The organism is Streptomyces sp. NPDC057438, assembly GCF_042802995.1.
Taxonomy (GTDB): domain Bacteria; phylum Actinomycetota; class Actinomycetes; order Streptomycetales; family Streptomycetaceae; genus Streptomyces.
On the sequence record NZ_JBHVDD010000129.1, the window covers coordinates 1 to 18,395 of the forward strand.

An 18,395-nucleotide genomic window follows, 5' to 3' on the forward strand; every position below is an offset into this window, starting at 1 on the left:
GATCACTCCGGGCGCCCCCTCGTCGTACGGCGTCTCGTCAGCGGGCCTTCGGGCCGCCCTTCGGCATGCGCATGCCCTTCGGCATCGGGCCCTTGGGGAGCGGCATGTTGCTCATCAGGTCGCCCATCGCACGCAGCCGGTCGTTGGTGGCGGTCACCTGGGGGCCGGAGAGCACGCGCGGCAGTTTGAGCATGGTCGTGCGGAGCTTCTTCAGCTCGGTCTGGCCCTCGCCGGTGCCCACGACCAGGTCGTGCACCGGGACGTCCGCCACGATGCGGGCCATCTTCCGCTTCTCGGCGGCCAGCAGACTCTTCACCCGGTTCGGGTTGCCCTCGGCGACCAGGACGATGCCGGCCTTGCCGACGGCGCGGTGCACCACGTCCTGGCTGCGGTTCATCGCCACCGCGGGGGTCGTGGTCCAGCCACGGCCCACGTTGTCCAGCACCGCCGCGGCGGCACCCGGCTGGCCCTCCATCTGCCCGAACGCGGCCCGCTCGGCCCGCCGTCCGAACACGATCGCCGTCGCGAGGAAGGCGAGCAGAAGGCCGAGGATGCCGAGATAGATGGGGTGACCGATCAAGAAACCGATCGCGAGGAAGACACCGAAGGTGATGATTCCGACAGCCGCGAGTACAAGACCGATCTTCTTGTCGGCCCTGCGGGTCATCTTGTACGTCAGAGCGATCTGCTTGAGTCGCCCGGGGTTCGCAGCGTCCGCTGCGGGTTCCTTCCTCGCCATGGCACGAAGTCTACGTGTCCGGGGGAGCGCGGACGACGGCGGTGCCGGTGGGGACCGGAGACCGGCGGCTGCGCCGGGGAAGCGGCGCCGGGCGGCGGCGGTGCCGACGAGGTGCTGCGAGCGGGGTCTGCTGCGAACGGGTGGTGCCGTGTACGGGTCGTGCGGAGGGGTGCGGCGGTTACGAGGTGCGCGAGGCGACGGCGGCCTCGAGGACGCGCTCGGCCTCGAAGCGGTCCTTGGCGCGGCGGCGGTCCTCCAGCACGGAGGTCCACGCGTTGCGGCGGGCGGTGCGCTGGCCGCTGCTCAGCAGCAGCGACTCGACGGCACGGAGTGCATCGGTGAACGACGGGATCGGAGTGGCGCGGACGGGTGCGGCCTGCATGGGAGGTCCCCCCTCGGGATGGCTGCTCTGGCTAGGACTCTGTACCGGGTGTGAAACCAGGGTCACTGATTGGTGTTACCAGGGCATGACCGACCGGTCAAACGAGGGTGAAGCCTTGCTTCGCGCCCTTTAAACCCGAACGCGGCCCTGACAGTGCCCTCATCTGCGAGGACGGTCAGGACCGCGGTCAATCGGCCATTACTGGCGAGTAGCTACTTGTGCTGGGATTCACACGACCTGATGGCACTGCGTGCCATTTGGCCGAGTGGCCGACGGAGGCGTCAGACGGCCTGCGAGGCGATGTACGAGCCCCGCTTCTCGATGGCCATCTGGTAGAGCCGGCCGGCGCGGTACGAGGAGCGGACGAGCGGTCCGGACATCACGCCGGAGAAGCCGATCTCGTCGGCCTCCTGCTTCAGCTCCACGAACTCCTGCGGCTTGACCCAGCGCTCCACGGGGTGGTGGCGGACGCTCGGGCGCAGGTACTGGGTGATGGTCACGAGCTCGCAGCCGGCGTCGTGCAGCTGCCTGAGCGCCTCGCTGACCTCTTCGCGGGTCTCGCCCATGCCGAGGATCAGGTTCGACTTCGTGACCAGACCGTAGTCACGGGCCTCGGTGATGACCTTCAGGGAGCGCTCGTAGCGGAAGCCGGGGCGGATGCGCTTGAAGATCCGGGGGACCGTCTCGACGTTGTGCGCGAAGACCTCGGGGCGGGAGGCGAAGACCTCCTCCAGGAGCTCGGGCACGGCGTTGAAGTCGGGCGCCAGCAGTTCGACCTTGGTCCGGCCGTCCTCGCGGCCCACCGTCTGCTCGTGGATCTGCCGGACCGTCTCGGCGTACAGCCAGGCGCCGCCGTCGGGGAGGTCGTCACGGGCGACGCCGGTGATGGTGGCGTAGTTCAGGTCCATGGTGACCACGGACTCGCCCACGCGGCGGGGTTCGTCGCGGTCCAGCGCCTCGGGCTTGCCGGTGTCGATCTGGCAGAAGTCGCAGCGCCGGGTGCACTGGTCGCCACCGATGAGGAACGTGGCCTCGCGGTCCTCCCAGCACTCGTAGATGTTGGGGCAACCGGCTTCCTGGCAGACGGTGTGCAGCCCCTCGCCCTTCACCAGGGCCTGCATCTTCGTGTACTCGGGACCCATTTTCGCCCGGGTCTTGATCCACTCGGGCTTGCGCTCGATGGGGGTCTGGCTGTTCCGGACCTCCAGGCGCAGCATCTTGCGTCCGTCGGGTGCGACTGCGGACACATCGGCTCCCTGTGCATTCGATTCTTCGGCGTCCCCCAGGGTACGCCCGTACGGTTCTCGGTCCCCGGGGTGGGCAACCTTCGGCTCCACGGCGGCATTCCCCCGCCCCGCCGCCCCTACCCGTCCCGTCCCAGGGGCCGCGCCCCTACGACCCCCATCCGCCGGCCCGGTGGCGCCTGGACTCTTGGGGGCGCGGGGAACCGCGCGAACAACCCCCACCGGGCCCGCACCCACCGACGAACCGGCCCCTACCCCCTGACGCGGACTACGCCGACGTCCGCTCCACCACCCGCGGCTGCAGGTCCGCGTCCTCCAGGACGTCCCGCAGATGCCGCTCGGCCACCGGCAGCACCTCGTCGATCGTGACGTCCCGGCCCAGTTCGCCCGCCAGGGACGCGACGCCCGCGTCACGGATCCCGCACGGGATGATCCGGTCGAACCACTTGTTGTCGGGGTTCACGTTCAGCGCGAAGCCGTGCATCGTGACCCCCTTCGCCACCCGGATCCCGATCGCCGCGATCTTGCGGTCCTCGCGCCGCTGCCCGGCGTTGGAGGGCGCGTACTCCGGCCCGTTCATCCGCGGATCGAACTCGTCGTCGGTCATCCGGGGGTCGAGGTCCAGCGAGAGCCCGCCGAGCCGCCGCTCGACCGGGTCGCCGAGCACCCACACCCCGCTGCGGCCCTCCACCCGTGTGGTCTCCACGCCGAACTCCGCGCACGTGCGGATCAGCGCCTCCTCCAGGCGCCGCACGTGGGCGACCACGTCCACCGGACGGGGGAGCTTCTGGATCGGGTACCCCACCAGCTGACCCGGACCGTGCCAGGTGATCTTGCCGCCGCGGTCGACGTCGATGACGGGGGTGCCGTCGAGGGGGCGTTCGTTGTCGGCCGTGCGCCGGCCGGCCGTGTAGACCGGCGGGTGCTCCAGGAGCAGCACGGTGTCGGGGACCTCGTCCGCGAAGCGTGCCGCGTGCACCCGGCGCTGCTCGTCCCACGCCTCCTGGTACTCGACGGCCTCCGTGCCGAACCCCAAGCGGACGAACCGCAACCCACTCACGGCAAGCGCCTCCCTCGGCGGTGCCGCCGGGCGGCGGTACCGCGATAGCCCTGTCAGGCGCGTGGCGCGCCCAAGCCACTGTACGACCGCGCGACCGGGCGGTGTTCGAGCGGTCCGCGGCACCGGTGCCGGCCCCCGTCGTACAGGGCGCGGAGCCCGAGCCCGACGCTCGTCGTACGCTCCGGCCGCCGGGCGTACGAGGGGCCCAGCCGGCGCGTGTCGGAGGCCGGGCACGTCAGCCGTGCGGCAAATCCTCACACGATCGGATGAATGGGCACGGAAGTGTGCGATCGGACGCTTACTCTCCGCTACATTCGCGCCGTTCACAAGGCCGCAAAAGGCTTCTCACCAGGCAATCCGGGAAACCCCGCCGACACCCGGAAGGCAGGAGACCGCACCGCAGATGACGGAACGACCCGCGCAGCGCACCCCCAACCGCCAGCTCGCCGCCCTCATCGCAGAAGCGGGGTTCTCGAACGCGGGACTAGCGCGCCGTGTGGACCAGCTCGGTCTCGAACACGGCCTCGACCTCAGATACGACAAGACGTCGGTCACCCGCTGGCTGCGTGGTCAGCAGCCCCGGGGGACGACACCCGCACTCATCGCCGAGGTGTTCACCCGCCGCCTCGGCCGCCGGCTCACCGCCCAGGACCTCGGCCTGGACGCCTGCGCCCCCGTCTACGCGGGCCTGGAGTTCGCCGCCACCCCCGAGGAGGCCATCGACATCGTCGGCGGCCTGTGGCGCAAGGACTCCGGCAGCCATGCCGAACTCCGCAAGATCGCGTTCACGCCCGCCGGGCTGGTCGTCCCCAGCCGGGACTGGCTGATCGGCCGGGCCGACGACCGGGTGGGCCGGGGTGATCCGGGCGCGACCCGGGTCCCCCCGCAGGGCCGCCCGGTCGTCCCCCGGCAGCGCAGCCAGACCGAGCGCGGCCCCGGCCAGAAGGTCACCGGCGGGGACATCGCCGCCCTCCGCTCGGTGGGGGAGCTGTTCCGCGCCCTCGACGACGCCTACGGCGGCGGTCACGCCCGCCAGGCCCTCGTGCGCTACCTGGAGCACGAGGCCGAGCCGATGCTGCGCGGCGCCTACGGCGAGCAGATCGGCCGCCGGCTGTTCGCGGCCGCCGCCGACCTGACCCGGCTGGCCGGCTGGACCTCGTACGACATCGGGGCGCACGGCCTCGCCCAGCGGTACTTCGTGCAGGCGCTCAGGCTGGCGCAGGCGGCGGGGGACCGGGCGTACGGGGCGTACGTGCTCGTCACCATGAGCCGTCAGGCGGTCTATCTGGGACATGGGCGCGAGGCCGTGCAGCTCGCGCGCGTCGCCCAGCAGGGTGTCGGGTCGGCCGTGCCGCCGGTCGTGCAGTCACTGCTGCACTCCGTCGAGGCGCGCGGGCACGCGGTGCTCGGCGAGGTGCGGGCCTCCACGGCCGCGCTGGTCCGCGCCGAGCGCGCCCTGGAGACGGCCCGCCCCGGGGACGAGGTCCCCCACTGGGCGCGGTTCTTCGACGAGGCCCAGCTCGCCGACGAGTTCGGGCACAGCCACCGCGACCTCCAGCAGTACCGGGCCGCGGCCCAGCACGCCGAGCGCTCCCTGCAGCTGCGTGCGCCCGCCTACGCCCGCAGCCGCTTGTTCTGCCGTGTCGTCCTCGCCTCCGCCCGCCTCGGTCTCGGCGAACTCGACCAGGCCTGCCAACTGGGCGCGGAGGCCGCCGGTCAGGCCTCCGAGATGCGGTCCGTACGGGCGGTGGAGTACGTCCGCGATTTCGAGCGCCGACTGGAGCCCTACCGCGACGCGGCACCGGTGAGGGGGTACCGGGACAAGGTGGCGGCGCTGGGGTAGGCGCGCGGACCGTGACAGGGGTGCCCGGCGATGTGCCGGGCGCCCCTGGGGTCTTCGGGGACGCTCACGCGGCCGTTTCCAGTGGCTCCTCCGAGGGCACCGGGCGGACGTCCAGGTCGGTCAGGACGGCGTGGGTGGCCCGCCGGGCGGAGTGCAGGGCGCCCTGCACGGTGCTGGTGTCGCGGTGGTCGCCGCAGACGTAGAGCCCGGCCAGCAGGCGTACCGGCCGGCGCAGGTCGTGCGGCGCGGGCATCGCGGGGACCGCCTCGGGGACGTGGTGCGCGGCGAGGAGTTCCCAGCGGGTCGTGGACGTCCGGTAGAGACGGGCCAGTTGGGCACGGACCGTGGCGTCGAGGTGCGCGGGGTCCGGGGGAGTGCCGAGGACCACGGAGGTGATCAGGGCACGGCCCGCCGGTGCCCGGCTCGGGTCGACCTGGCTGACGACCGCCGTGTGCGAGACGGGCCCGCTGCGATCGGCGTCGAGGAGCAGCGCCGGTTCGGTCAACGGGGGCCCGTCCGTGGCGTGGTGCAGAACCGTCACCGGGTGGAACGCCGGCACCCGCAGCCCCGGCAACAGTTCGGCGGCGGACCGGGCGTCGGTGGCCAGCACCACGGCACGGCAGGTGAGCACCCCGTGGTGGACCGTCGTCACCGAGGTCGTGCTGATCGCGGTGACCTGCACCCCCGTCCGGACCGAGCCCGGCGGCAGCGCGGCCGCGAGCAGCTCCGGAAGCGTGTCGGCGCCACCCTCCGGGATGCACAGCCGGCCCGTCGCGAAGGTGTGCAGCGCCAGGTCGGCGCAGCGGCTGGAGGTCTCCAGCGCCGGGTCGGCGAGCAGAGCGGCCAGCAGGGGGCGTACGAAACCGTCGATCGTCCGGGTCGGGAAACCCCGGGTGGCCAGTGCCTGGGCGACCGGTACCTCCACCCGGGTGAGCAGCCGCTCGGGCGCGGTCGCGGCGAGCCGGGCCAGGGCCATGGCCAGCCGGGACTGGTCGGCGGGGGCGCCCAGCCGGCCGGGCCGGGTGCCCGGGGAACGGGCCGGGGAACGGCCCTGGTTCCGGGGGAGCCTGGGGGCGCTTGCGAGGGCGCGTGCGGCCGTGAGTGCGCCCCTCGCGCTCCGCAGGACGGGGGCGGCGCCGGCGCGCTGATGACGGCCGTCGGCGTGCAGCAGGACCCCGGGGGCGAACGGTCGCAGGGGGAGCCTGTCCAGGCCCGGCGTGCGGCGCAGTTCCGGGTACGACGTGGACAGCAGCCGCGTCGTCCGGTCCAGACGGAAGCCGTCGATCTTCTCGGTGGACATGCGGCCGCCGACGGCGGGGGCGGCCTCCAGGACGATGGTCCTCAGCCCCGCCCTGGTCAGATGTCCGGCCGCAGCGAGGCCGGCCACACCGGCTCCTACGACGATGACGTCCGTGTCTTCGGCGTTCTCTGTGTCCGCCGGGAACGCCGACTGGTGCACCGACTCAAGCACGTGCCCCTCCCGAGGTCGCGCGGCTGCGGGGACGTTATGCCCCCAACATCCTTCTGAAACACGTGAGTTCGGCTTGAGAGTGAAGGCGGGGGCCCGTCCCGGGGAAGGAGCGCGGGGCCTCGCACGGGGGCATGGACGGGGTGCGCGTGCGCCGGGCGTTCGGGGGGCAGGGGACGTCGTCGTCGGGTGCGGGTCCGGTGGGGGCTGGTCGCGCAGTTCCCCGCGCCCCCGAGAAGCAGGGGCCGCGCCCCGCTTTCGATCCAGCGGCCCGTCGCCTACCAAGCCCGCGGGGCCGTGGTCTTTCAGGGGCGCCGGGAACTGCACGGAACCCCCGGACCCGCACCCGGCATCACCCGCACGCCGACGACGAACCCGCCCCCTCAGCCGAGCGCCGCTCGGATCGCGTCGTCGATCTCCGGGTACCTGAACGTGAAGCCCGACTCCAGCAGCCGCGCCGGGACGGCCCGTGTGCTGCCCAGGACGTCCCCGGCCACGCCCCCGAGCGCGAGCCGCAGCGCGGGCGCGGGCACCGTGACCAGGGTGGGCCGACGCAGCACCCGCCCCATCGCCGCCGTGATCTCACGGTTGGTGCGCGGGGTCGGCGCAGTCAGGTTGAACGGGCCCGACAGTGACGGCGTGAAGAGCAGATGACGCAGCGCCGCGACCTCGTCGTGCAGGGAGATGAAGCTCCAGTACTGGCGACCGTCGCCCATCCGCCCGCCGAGTCCGGCCTTGAACAGCGGGAACAGCGGACCCCAGGCACCGCCGCCCCGCGCCACCACCAGCCCCGTACGCGCGAACGCGGTACGGATCCCGGCCTCCCGCGCGGCCGCGGTCGCCCCCTCCCACTCCACGCACAACGCGGACAGGAACTCCGACCCCGGCTCCGCCGACTCGTCCACGACCCGGTCGCCCGTGAAACCGTAGAAGCCGATGGCGCTGCCGTTGACGAGCACGCTCGGCGGGGTGTCGAGACGGGCGGCGGCCTCGGCGAGCGTTCTGGTGCCGAGCACGCGGCTCTCGCGGATCGTCGCCTTGTACGACTCCGTCCAGCGGCGGGACGCGACCCCCGCGCCGGCGAGATTGACGACGGCCGCGCATCCCGCGAGGCCGGCCGTGTCGACCCGTCCCGCCTCCGGGTCCCAGCGCACCTCGCCCGGCCCCCGGGGCGCCCGCCGCACGAGCCGGAGCACCTCGTGGCCGTCGTCGGTGAGGGAGCGGGCGAGCGCCGAACCGATCAGGCCGGACGCCCCGGCGATCGCGATACGGGAGCCGGGTGGAACGGGCGATTCATCCGTCATGGCTCCATCCTGCCCGCCCCGCGGCGGGACAGCGGCCCCGAGGGGCGCACATCCGGCCGTCCTCCGTCCGGCGCCGCCGTACAGTGGCCGCCATGCCCGTTCCCCACATACGTGTCGCGACCTCGGACGACGAGGACACGCTCGGCCGGCTCGACCGCGACACCTGGTCCACCCTGCACTCCGTCCAGTCCCGCCCCGAGCAGCCGTACCCGCCGTTCTTCAACGAGCGCCACGGCCCGGAGGACCACCTGGTCGCCGAACTCGACGGGACGGTCGTCGGGTACGTCCGCATCGCCGTGGCCTCCGGCCTCGCCTGTCACACGCACGTGCGCCAGATCCAGGGCCTCGCCGTCGCCGACCGGGCGCGGGGGACGGGCGTCGCGCGGGCGCTGCTGCGCGCCGTCCAGGACGAGGCGCGCCGCCGCGGCGCCCGCCGGCTGACCCTGCGGGTCCTCGGCCACAACACCGCGGCCAGGAAGCTCTACGAGTCCGAGGGCTTCGTGGCCGAGGGGATCCTGCCGGAGGAGTTCCTGCTCGACGGGCGGTACGTGGACGACGTACTGATGGGGCGTCGGCTCTGACCCGACGCCCCGACGACCCGTCACCTGTCCCCGCCCGCAAGCGGTCACGAGGTCACGAGGTCACGAGGTCACGAGGTCACGAGGTCACGAGTTCGCCCGTGTCCACCGCCGAGGTCGCGTTCGCCGCGCGCTTCGCGTCCGGGAGGACCTCGTCCACCGTGAGGACGTAACCCGTCTCGGCGTCCGAGGTGGAGCGGGCGAAGACCACGCCGAACACCCGGCCGTCGGTGGTGAGCAGGGGGCCGCCGGAGTTGCCGGGGCGGACGGTGGACCGGATGGAGTAGATGTCGCGGGTCACCGAGTCGGTGTTGTAGATGTTCCGGCCGGTCGCGTCGATACGGCTGGCGACCGTGGCCGCCTGGAGGTCCAGCCCGCCGTCCTCCGGATAACCGGCGACGACCGCCGCGTCCCCGCGCCCGGCGCTGTCGTCGAAGCGCAGCAGCGGCGCCTTCAGCCCCGGGACGTAGAGGACAGCCACGTCCTTGTCGGAGTCGAAGAGCACGACCTTCGCCTCGTACGCCCTGCCCACACCGCCCACGCGCACGCTCGGGTCGTCGATGCCCGCCACCACATGGGCGTTGGTCATCACGTGCTCGGTGGCGTACACGAAACCGCTGCCCTCGCGGCCCTGGGTGCCGGCCACGCCCTCGATCTTCACCGTGCTCCGCTTGGCGGCGCTCGTCGCGGCCGCGGTGACGCTGTCGCCGGACGGCTTGGCGACCTCGGCCGTCGCCTCGTTCTCGAACGGGTTGAAGACCTGCGGGAAACCCGCCTCGGTGAGCGCGGACGTGGCGTCCGAGAACCAGGCCGGGGTGGTGTCCGGCATGGTGTCCTGCACGGCGCCGAGCAGCGTGGAGTTACGGATCGAGTTGGTCACCACCACCGACGAGGACGCGCCGAGGACGCTCGCGGCCACCCAGGCCACGATGAGCACGGCGAGAGTGTTGGCCGCCGCCCCGCCGATGCCGTCGAGCACCCGCAGCGGACTGCGGTCGATCTCCCGGCGCAGGCGCAGCGCCAGCCTGCCCGCCAGCTCGTGTCCGATCACCCCCGGCACCAGTACGGTCAGCACCGCCGTGACCGTCGCCGCCGGGGTGCCCGCCTCCACCAGCTCCATCATCCAGGGCAGCACCCAGACGCCGGTCGCCGCGCCGCCCACGAACCCGGCGAGGGACACACATCCCGCCACCAGACCGCGTCGGTAACCCGACGCCGCGTAGGCGAGGATCACCAGCATCAGCAGGATGTCGAGCACGTCCACTCCAGCCGCCTCTCTTCAGGGACCCTGTAGTACGCGCGCTGCGGCCGCAGTGATCAGCCGGGCCCCCGCGGCGCCCCGCCGGTCCGCGCGAACCGGCCACCACCGTGCCGCATCCGCCTCGAACAGTGAAAACGCCCCGGACCACGGCGTTGGTTCCTTCCGCTTCCACCGGGTGGCCCACTCCACATCGCGAATGGGGCGCATCCGGGTGACTGTGGGGGCATGCGTGTGTTCCGGATGTCACGGGGGGCGCGAATACGGCGGCTGCGCCATGTGTGGCGCCGCCGTACGCGGACCCCGCGCGCCCCGGGCCCGCTCCGCCGGCGTACGCGCCGGTCCCGTGACCGAGTGCGCCTGGCCTGGGAGCGCGCGGATCCGCCCCGGCGTGTCCTCCTGGTGCTGCTGGCCTGTCTGCCCGGCCTGGCGGCCGTCCTCGCGCTGGTCCTGCTCGCGATCGGCGCGGATCGCACGGGACAGCGCGCCGGCCGGCCCGCCGCGGCCCGGCCCGCGCTGCCGCACCAGGCACCCAGACCGCCCATCGTGCCGAGGACCCGCTGGCTGGAGAAGGACGCGCCCAGCCAGCCGCCCGCCCGCTACGACGACGAGGTCGCCGCCGTCTTCATCCACCACACGGACTCGCCCAACGGATACGACTGCTCCGACGCGCCCCGCATCATCCGCTACCTGTACGCCGGCCAGACCGGAGCCAAGGACTGGGACGACATCGGCTACAACTTCCTCGTCGACCGCTGCGGCACCATCTACGAGGGCCGCGCGGGCGGCATCGACCGCGCCGTCACCGGCGCCCACACCCAGGGCTTCAACCACCGCACCACCGGCATCGCCGCCCTCGGCACCTTCACCGCCGGGGTGCCCGTCCCCGAGGCCATGACCGACGCGATCGCCGCCCTCGCGGCCTGGAAACTCGGCCTCTCCGACACCGACCCCCGGGGCAGTGTCCGGCTCACCTCCAGCAACAGCCTCAGCCGCTACGCCTCCGGCACCACCGTGCTGATGCCCACGCTCGCGGGCCACAGCGACGGCTACATGACCAGCTGCCCGGGCGCGGCCCTCGCGGAACGCCTGCCCGCCATCAGGGAGCTGGCGGCCCGTCTCCAGGGCCGGCGGTGAACCGGATCTCATCGGGTTCACAGACAGCGCGCCGGGGCCTCACAGACTTCTCCCAGACACGCGCCCTAACGTCGTCGGTGTCGGCGGTGTCACGCCGGCCGGAGCCTGGGAAAGTGGTGGGGAACATGATCGGCAGCCGTACGAAGCACGCGTCCCGAGACCCCAGGCGGTCCTGGTCCTCGGCCCTGCGGAGCCCCTGGACGGTGGTCTGTGCGGCAGCCGTCGTCGTGCTCGGCCCGTCCGTCGTGACCGCGTCCGCACTGGACCGCGCCAACGCCGCGCCCCTGCACGGAGCCTCGGCCCCCGGGCACCCCGCCCCGGGCCAGGAACGACGCCATGACGCGCAGCCGTACACCGACGGGCAGTACGCGTACGTGCCGCGCGCGCGGAGCCGAGGGGCGCGTCCCTGAACCGTCCCGCGACGACGTACCCGGCTCGGCCCCGCCTCACCGGACGGGTCGGCTCAGCTCTCGCCCCGGAAGCGTTCCCAGAGCTTCGGGCAGCGCTCGGCGAGCGCCGCCTCGTCCTCGAAGTCGAGCGGGGTTCCCTCCGGTTCGCCGGGCGGGGGCGCAATACCGAGGTCCGGGGCGACCACACCGGTGAGCTGCTCGTACGCCTCGTCCGCGGCGTAGCCCAGCTCCTCGCCGTCCCCGTCGACCTCCTCGTCGAAGTCGTCCAGCAGACCGGCGAGCGAGTCGGGGTCGTGGACCGCGCCCTCGAAGACCTCCCGGCCCTGGCCGATCAGCCAGCACCGGAAGAAGTCGAACGCGTCGTCACTGGCACCGTCGAGCAGCACCCACGCGGCGCCCCAGAGGTCCCAGGTGTAGGCGCGGTTGTAGCGGGACTCGAAGTGCCGGGCGAAGTCCAGCACCGCCTCCGGGTCCAGCCGGCCGAGCCGTTCCACGAGCAGGTCGGCCTGGTCCTCGGGATCGCCCTCGGCGTCCTCGCGGGCCGTGTCCACCAGCTCCCAGAACTCCGTCTCGTCCATCACGGGTCCAGCATCGTGCCTGGGCGGGTGCGACGCACGTGGAGAACGACCCATTCTTGTCTCACGGCACCTCGTACAGCCCGGCGAGCCGGCGCGCGTCCTGCGCGAACCGCTCCCGCAGCCCCTCGGGAGCCAGCACCTCGGCCTCCGCTCCCAACGCGGTGAGCTGGGTGTGCGCCACCTCCTCCGACTCCACACGGAGGGCGACGATCACCCGGCCCTGCTCGTCGGGGGCGTCGGCCACGGCACTCAGCGCGTCCCTGGCCGACACGGGATCCACGACGTGCGGCAGCCTCCGCACCCCCTCCACCGACAGCCGCACGACGACCTCGGCGCGCAGGATCGAACGGGCGAATCGTTCCGCCTGCTCGTCCCAGTGGGCCGGCAGATCGAACTCCTCGTCGCGGGTGAAGCGGTCGTCGCCGGTGTCGACGCCGGTGAAGCGGTCGATCCGGTAGGTGCGGAAGACCCCCGCACCCGGCCGGGCACCGGGGCCGGAGGGGGCCACCGCGTCGGGGACCCGGGCGCACAGGTACCAGACGCCGGCCTTGAGCACGAGACCGTACGGCTCCAGGCCGCGCTCGACCTCGGTGTGCCCCTTGCGGTACCGCGCGACGATCCGCCGGTCGTCCCAGACCGCGTCCGCCACGGTGGGCAGCAGCTCGGGGGTCTTCGGCTCCTTGAACCAGCTCGGCGCGTCGAGGTGGAAGCGCTGGGAGGCCGTGCGGGAGGCGTCGCGGAGGGAGGGGAGGAGGGCGGCCGAGACCTTCAGCCGGGCGGCGGAGGCCGCGTCCTCCAGCCCCATCTCCCGCAGCGCGCCCGGCACACCGCTGAGGAACAGCGCCTCGGCCTCCGTGCGGGCCAGCCCCGTCAGCCGCGTCCGGTACCCGCCGATCAGCCGGTATCCGCCGGCCCGGCCCCGGTCCGCGTAGACCGGCACGCCCGCCTCCGACAGCGCCTGGGCGTCCCTCGTCACCGTCCGCTCCGACACCTCCAGTTCCCGCGCGAGTTCGGCGGCGGTCATGGAGGGCCGGGACTGGAGCAGCAACACCATCTTGATCAGCCGGGCAGCACGCATGCGGCCATGATGCCGGGCGGGTGTGACAACGAGGGGGTGCGTTGTCGGGTACGGGTGGGCCTGGCTTCTCTGGCGCAGTTTCCCCGCGCCCCTGAAAGCCCAGGCCCGCTGTTCAGGGCGCGGGGAACTGCGCGACCAGCCCCACCGGAGCCGCACCGCCGGCGAAACCCGCGCCCCCGAGCCATGAGGCGCCCCCAACTGTGAGGCGCCCCGAGCCATGAGGCGCCCCGAGCCATGAGGCGCCCCCGCCCCTACAGCCCGTACCGCTCCCGGGCCTCCTTCACGGAGGTCGCCTTGACCTCACCCCGCCGCGCAAGCTGCGCGAGCGCCGCGACCACGACGGACTGTGCGTCGACGCCGAAGTGACGCCGCGCGGCCTCCCGGGTGTCGGAGATGCCGAACCCGTCCGCGCCGAGCGAGGAGTAGTCCTGCTCGACCCACTGCGCGATCTGGTCCGGAACCTGGCGCATGTAGTCGGACACCGCCAGCACCGGCCCCTCGGCACCCTGCAGCGCCTGCCGGACGTACGGCGTCCGCTCCTCGCCGCGCAGCAGCGCGGCATCCGCCTCCAGCGCGTCCCGCCGCAGCTCGCTCCAGGACGTGGCCGACCACACGTCGGCGGCCACCCCCCACTCCTCCGCGAGCAGCTTCTGCGCCTCCAGGGCCCAGTGGATCGCCGTACCGGAGCCCAGCAGCTGGACGCGCGGGGCGTTCGCCACCGGGGACAGCCCCGCCGACTCGGCCGTGTTGAAGCGGTACAGCCCCTTGACGATGCCCTCGTCCACCCCCGCCACGGCCGGCTTCGCGGGCTGCGGCAGCGGCTCGTTGTAGACGGTCAGGTAGTAGAAGACGTTCGGGTCCTCGCCGGGCGCGGCCTCGCCGTACATCCGGCGCAGACCGTCCTTGACGATCGCCGCGACCTCGTAGGCGAACGCCGGGTCGTACGTCAGCGCCGCCGGGTTCGTCGCCGCGATGACCGGCGAGTGGCCGTCGGCGTGCTGCAGGCCCTCGCCCGTCAGGGTCGTACGGCCGGCCGTGGCGCCGACGAGGAAGCCGCGGCCGAGCTGGTCGCCGAGCTGCCACATCTGGTCGGCCGTCCGCTGCCAGCCGAACATCGAGTAGAAGATGTAGAACGGGATCATCGCCTCGCCGTGCGTCGCGTACGACGTCGATGCGGCGATGAAGTCGGCCATCGAACCGGCCTCGGTGATCCCCTCGTTGAGGATCTGGCCGTCCTTGGCCTCCTTGTAGTACATCAGCTGGTCGCGGTCGACCGGCTCGTACGTCTGGCCCTTGGGGGAGTAGATCCCGAGGGACGGGAACAGCGACTCCATGCCGAAGGTGCGGGCCTCGTCGGGGACGATCGGCACCCAGCGGCGGCCGGTCTGCTTGTCGCGGACCAGGTCCTTGACGAGGCGGACGAAGGCCATGGTCGTCGCCACGTTCTGCGAGCCGGAGCCCTTGTCGAAGGCGGCGAAGGTCTTGTCGGCGGCGGCCGGCAGCGGGGCCAGCGCGTGCGTACGGCGGGCCGGGGCCGGGCCGCCGAGCGCGGCACGGCGCTCCTGGAGGTAGCGGACCTCGGGGGAGTCGGCGCCCGGGTGGCCGTAGGGCACGAACCCGTCGACGAAGTCGCTGTCCTTGATGGGGAGTTCGAGCAGATCACGCATCTGCTTGAACTCGTCCGTCGACAGCTTCTTCATCTGGTGGTTGGCGTTCTTCGACGCGAAGCCCTCGCCGAGGGTGAAGCCCTTGACGGTCTGGGCCAGGATGACGGTCGGCGCGCCCTTGAACTCGACGGCGGCCTTGTAGGCGGCGTACACCTTGCGCGCCTCGTGACCACCGCGTGAGAGGTGGAAGCACTCCAGGATCTTGTCGTCGCTCAGCAGCTTCGCCATCTCGACGAGCGCCGGGTCCTTGCCGAAGAAGTCCTGGCGGATGTAGGCGGCGTCGCGGGTCTGGTACGTCTGCACCTGCGCGTCCGGTACCTCGCGCAGGCGGCGGACGAGAGCGCCGGTCGTGTCGAGCTGGAACAGCTCGTCCCAGGCCGAGCCCCAGAGCGACTTGACGACGTTCCAGCCGGCGCCCCGGAACTGGGCCTCCAGCTCCTGCACGATCTTGAAGTTCGCGCGGACCGGGCCGTCGAGGCGCTGCAGGTTGCAGTTGATGACGAAGGTGAGGTTGTCCAGGCCCTCACGGGAGGCCAGGGCGAGGGCCGCCGTGGACTCGGGCTCGTCCATCTCGCCGTCGCCGAGGAACGCCCAGACGTGGGACTGCGAGACGTCCTTGATGCCGCGGCTGGTGAGATAGCGGTTGAAGCGCGCCTGGTAGATGGCGGAGAGGGGGCCGAGGCCCATGCTCACCGTCGGGAACTCCCACAGCCAGGGCAGGCGGCGGGGGTGCGGGTACGACGGGAGGCCGTCGCCGCCGGACTCGCGGCGGAAGTTGTCCAGGTGGGACTCGTTCAGCCGGCCGTCGAGGAAGGCGCGGGCGTAGATGCCGGGGGAGGCGTGGCCCTGGATGTAGAGCTGGTCGCCCGAGCCGTCGGCCTCCTTGCCCTTGAAGAAGTGGTTGAAGCCCGTCTCGTAGAGCCAGGCCGCGGAGGCGAAGGTGGCGATGTGGCCGCCGACGCCGTACTTACTGCCGCGGGTGACCATGGCGGCGGCGTTCCAGCGGTTCCACGCGGTGATACGGCGCTCCATCGCCTCGTCACCGGCGATGCCCGGCTCGGCGGCGGTGGGGATGGTGTTGACGTAGTCCGTTTCGAGCAGCTTGGGCAGCGCGATGCCGTTGCCCTCCGCGCGCTCCAGGGTGCGCCGCATCAGGTACGCCGCGCGGTGCGGTCCGGCCGCCTTGGCGACGGCGTCCAGGGAGGCCTGCCATTCGGCGGTCTCCTCCGGGTCCCGGTCGGGGAGCTGGTCGAGCGCGCTCGGCTGGATGGCGTGGGAGTCGGTCATTGCGCCGCCTTCCTCAGTCGAAGGGGGTTCCCTCATCGGTAAGCGTTCGGGGGTTGCCCTTGGTCTTTGGCAGGACAGGGCGACGGGCTCCTGTGGAAGCCCGTCGGTGACTGTAACCCGCTGATCGATGATCGATCAAAGGGTTGCGGGCAAAATATCTTGATCACGAGAAAGTCGGCACGGGGTGCCTCCGGCGGTGGCACCGGGTGACCTTGCCGACCGAGGTTTGTGCAGGTGGGGCGGCGTTTGAGCGGGGGTTCGCTCAAGGGGGTGGGGTTGTGGTGCGTCGGCGGGTGCGGGTGCGTGGGGGGCTGGTCGCGCAGTTCCCCGCGCCCCTGAAAGCAGGGGCTGCGCGCGAGAAGCCCCACCGGGCCCGTAGCCGAGAACGCACCCCGGATGGCTAGGCCGGCTCGTCGTCCGTGTGCGGGGCGCAGCCCAGCACGTGGGCCTTGACCAGGTCGGCGATCCGCGGGTCGCGGCGACGGAACGCGGCGACCAGCTCCTCGTGCTCCTCGGCATAGGACTGCTGGACCGTACCCAGCCAGCGGATCGACAGCGCCGTGAACACCTCGATACCGAGCCCCTCCCACGTATGCAGCAGCACCGAGTTGCCCGCCGCCCGCACCAGCTCGCGGTGGAACGCCACCGTGTGCCGCACCTGGGAGGTCCCGTCGGCGTTGCGGTCCGCCTCGTACAGCGCGGCCACGTGCGGCTCCAGCGCCGAGCAGTCCTCCGCCAGCCGGTCCGCCGCCAGCTCCGCCGCGATCGCCTCCAGCCCGGCCCGGACCGGGTAGCTCTCCTCCAGGTCGGCCGCGGTCAGATTCCGCACCCGTACGCCCTTGTTCGGCGCGGATTCGATCAACCGCAGCGACTCCAGCTCGCGCAGGGCCTCCCGTACGGGAGTCTGGCTGACCTCCAGCTCCGTCGCGATCCGCCGCTCCACGATCCGCTCGCCCGGCTTCCACCGCCCGCTCACGATGCCTTCCACGATGTGCTCGCGGATCTGTTCGCGCAGCGAGTGGACGACGGGCGCGGTGGTCATGCGGGCTCCTTCGGCGGGGGACCGGCGGGGGACGAGCCCCAGGGGCGTTGACCTCTAGACAATAGAGCCGCGGCCCTCCGGTGGAGAGGCGCACGGGGGTCCTTTCGCGCAGGTGAGACGAGACTTACACGCTCCCGAGGAGCGTCGGTTTGTAAAGACCCGTACCGGCCAGGCTGAGGGGCCCCGCCCGTGACATGGCGCGAACGCGCGGATGCCCCGCCCGGAGAACTCCGGACGGGGCACCGTCGTAGCGCGTGCGCCCAGGGGCTACAGGCCGAGCTCGACCTCGAACTCGCCCGCCTCCAGGATCGCCTTGACGGCCGTCAGGTAACGGGCCGCGTCGGCGCCGTCGACCAGGCGGTGGTCGTAGGAGAGGGTCAGGTACGTCATGTCGCGGACGCCGATGACCGTGCCCTCCTCCGTCTCGATCACGGCGGGGCGCTTGACCGTGGCGCCGATGCCGAGGATCGCGACCTGGTTCGGCGGCACGATGATCGTGTCGAACAGCGCGCCGCGCGAACCGGTGTTGGAGATGGTGAACGTCGCGCCGGACAGCTCGTCAGGCGTGATCTTGTTGGCCCGGACCTTGCCCGCCAGGTCGGCGGTGGCCTTGGCGATACCGGCGATGTTGAGGTCGCCGGCGCCCTTGATGACCGGGGTCATCAGGCCCTTCTCGGAGTCCACCGCGATACCGATGTTCTCGGCGTCGAAGTAGGTGATCGTGCCCTCGCCCTCGTTGATCCGGGCGTTGATGGGCGCGTGCGCCTTCAGCGCCTGGGCCGCGGCCTTGACGAAGAACGGCATCGGGGAGAGCTTCACGCCCTCACGGGCTGCGAACGAGTCCTTGGCCCGGGCGCGCAGCCGCATCAGACGGGTGACGTCGACCTCGACCACCGAGGACAGCTGCGCCTGCTCGTGCAGCGCCTTGACCATGTTGTCGCCGATGACCTTGCGGATGCGCGGCATCTTGATGGTCTGGCCACGGAGGGGAGAAGCCTCCAGGGACGGCGCCTTCTTGGCGGCCGGGGCAGCGGCGGCGGCCGGGGCCGGAGCGGCGGCAGCGGCCTTCGCGGCCTCGGCGGCGGCGATGACGTCCTGCTTGCGGATGCGGCCGCCGACGCCGGTGCCCTTGACGGAGCCCAGGTCGACACCGTTCTCGGCGGCGAGCTTGCGCACCAGCGGGGTGACGTAGGCGCCCTCGTCGGTGGCCTTGGCGGCAGCCGGGGCGGCGGCAGGAGCCGGGGTGACCGGCGCGGGCGCGGGGGCCGGAGCGGCCGGGGCAGCGGCGGCGGGCGCCGGAGCCGGCGCGGCGGGGGCGGC

General features: G+C 72.5%; 16 protein-coding genes. 4 read left to right on the top strand and 12 right to left on the bottom strand.

Annotated elements, in window-relative coordinates; translation table 11 throughout:
* Positions 1 to 37: 37 nt before the first annotated feature.
* From ACFU5F_RS39530 to lipB, 4 genes are all read right to left on the bottom strand, one after another.
* Complete coding sequence (locus tag ACFU5F_RS39530; RefSeq protein WP_033527459.1) at positions 38 to 739, bottom strand: DUF4191 domain-containing protein; 702 nt, start codon at positions 737 to 739, stop codon at positions 38 to 40.
* A gap of 178 nt (positions 740 to 917) precedes the next feature.
* On the bottom strand, positions 918 to 1,121 hold the full coding sequence (locus ACFU5F_RS39535; RefSeq protein ID WP_013004246.1) for a hypothetical protein: 204 nt from the start codon (positions 1,119 to 1,121) through the stop codon (positions 918 to 920).
* Between the two features lie 281 nt (positions 1,122 to 1,402).
* Positions 1,403 to 2,368, bottom strand: coding sequence for a lipoyl synthase (gene lipA / locus ACFU5F_RS39540; RefSeq protein ID WP_383898155.1), 966 nt, complete (start codon positions 2,366 to 2,368; stop codon positions 1,403 to 1,405).
* Between the two features lie 265 nt (positions 2,369 to 2,633).
* On the bottom strand, positions 2,634 to 3,425 hold the full coding sequence (lipB, locus tag ACFU5F_RS39545) for a lipoyl(octanoyl) transferase LipB (RefSeq protein WP_383898157.1): 792 nt from the start codon (positions 3,423 to 3,425) through the stop codon (positions 2,634 to 2,636).
* Positions 3,426 to 3,828: 403 nt separating this feature from the next.
* Between lipB and ACFU5F_RS39550 the strand changes: the two genes are divergently transcribed.
* Positions 3,829 to 5,268 carry a regulator gene (locus tag ACFU5F_RS39550; RefSeq protein WP_383898159.1) on the top strand — a complete coding sequence of 480 codons (1,440 nt, stop codon included), beginning with the start codon at positions 3,829 to 3,831 and terminating at the stop codon, positions 5,266 to 5,268.
* Between the two features lie 64 nt (positions 5,269 to 5,332).
* Here the strand turns inward: ACFU5F_RS39550 and ACFU5F_RS39555 are convergent, their stop codons facing one another.
* Positions 5,333 to 6,739, bottom strand: a complete 1,407-nt coding sequence (locus tag ACFU5F_RS39555) for an NAD(P)/FAD-dependent oxidoreductase (protein WP_383898161.1) — start codon at positions 6,737 to 6,739, stop codon at positions 5,333 to 5,335.
* A 380-nt stretch (positions 6,740 to 7,119) separates the two neighbouring features.
* Positions 7,120 to 8,040: a TIGR01777 family oxidoreductase gene (locus ACFU5F_RS39560; RefSeq protein WP_383898163.1), complete on the bottom strand. Its 921-nt coding sequence runs from the start codon at positions 8,038 to 8,040 to the stop codon at positions 7,120 to 7,122.
* A gap of 92 nt (positions 8,041 to 8,132) precedes the next feature.
* Between ACFU5F_RS39560 and ACFU5F_RS39565 the strand changes: the two genes are divergently transcribed.
* Positions 8,133 to 8,621: a GNAT family N-acetyltransferase gene (locus tag ACFU5F_RS39565; protein ID WP_383898165.1), complete on the top strand. Its 489-nt coding sequence runs from the start codon at positions 8,133 to 8,135 to the stop codon at positions 8,619 to 8,621.
* 76 nt (positions 8,622 to 8,697) lie between these two features.
* On the opposite strand, the gene ACFU5F_RS39570 is transcribed toward ACFU5F_RS39565, so the two are convergent.
* Complete coding sequence (locus ACFU5F_RS39570) at positions 8,698 to 9,882, bottom strand: MarP family serine protease (RefSeq protein WP_383898167.1); 1,185 nt, start codon at positions 9,880 to 9,882, stop codon at positions 8,698 to 8,700.
* A 348-nt stretch (positions 9,883 to 10,230) separates the two neighbouring features.
* Between ACFU5F_RS39570 and ACFU5F_RS39575 the strand changes: the two genes are divergently transcribed.
* Positions 10,231 to 11,013, top strand: coding sequence for a peptidoglycan recognition protein (locus ACFU5F_RS39575; RefSeq protein ID WP_383898169.1), 783 nt, complete (start codon positions 10,231 to 10,233; stop codon positions 11,011 to 11,013).
* A gap of 125 nt (positions 11,014 to 11,138) precedes the next feature.
* On the top strand, positions 11,139 to 11,423 hold the full coding sequence (locus ACFU5F_RS39580; protein ID WP_383898171.1) for a hypothetical protein: 285 nt from the start codon (positions 11,139 to 11,141) through the stop codon (positions 11,421 to 11,423).
* Positions 11,424 to 11,476: 53 nt separating this feature from the next.
* On the opposite strand, the gene ACFU5F_RS39585 is transcribed toward ACFU5F_RS39580, so the two are convergent.
* The 5 genes from ACFU5F_RS39585 to sucB form a co-directional block, all read right to left on the bottom strand.
* Positions 11,477 to 12,001, bottom strand: a complete 525-nt coding sequence (locus tag ACFU5F_RS39585; RefSeq protein ID WP_383898179.1) for a DUF4240 domain-containing protein — start codon at positions 11,999 to 12,001, stop codon at positions 11,477 to 11,479.
* A gap of 61 nt (positions 12,002 to 12,062) precedes the next feature.
* Positions 12,063 to 13,079, bottom strand: coding sequence for a helix-turn-helix transcriptional regulator (locus ACFU5F_RS39590; RefSeq protein WP_383898173.1), 1,017 nt, complete (start codon positions 13,077 to 13,079; stop codon positions 12,063 to 12,065).
* Positions 13,080 to 13,330: 251 nt separating this feature from the next.
* The gene (gene aceE, locus ACFU5F_RS39595) at positions 13,331 to 16,033 is read right to left on the bottom strand and encodes a pyruvate dehydrogenase (acetyl-transferring), homodimeric type (protein ID WP_383898175.1); all 2,703 of its coding nucleotides are present in this window, start codon (positions 16,031 to 16,033) and stop codon (positions 13,331 to 13,333) included.
* Positions 16,034 to 16,433: 400 nt separating this feature from the next.
* On the bottom strand, positions 16,434 to 17,075 hold the full coding sequence (locus ACFU5F_RS39600) for a GntR family transcriptional regulator (protein WP_123543994.1): 642 nt from the start codon (positions 17,073 to 17,075) through the stop codon (positions 16,434 to 16,436).
* A gap of 267 nt (positions 17,076 to 17,342) precedes the next feature.
* Positions 17,343 to 18,395 (bottom strand): 2-oxoglutarate dehydrogenase, E2 component, dihydrolipoamide succinyltransferase (gene sucB, locus ACFU5F_RS39605; protein WP_383898177.1); only part of this gene is annotated, 1,053 nt, incomplete at its 5' end.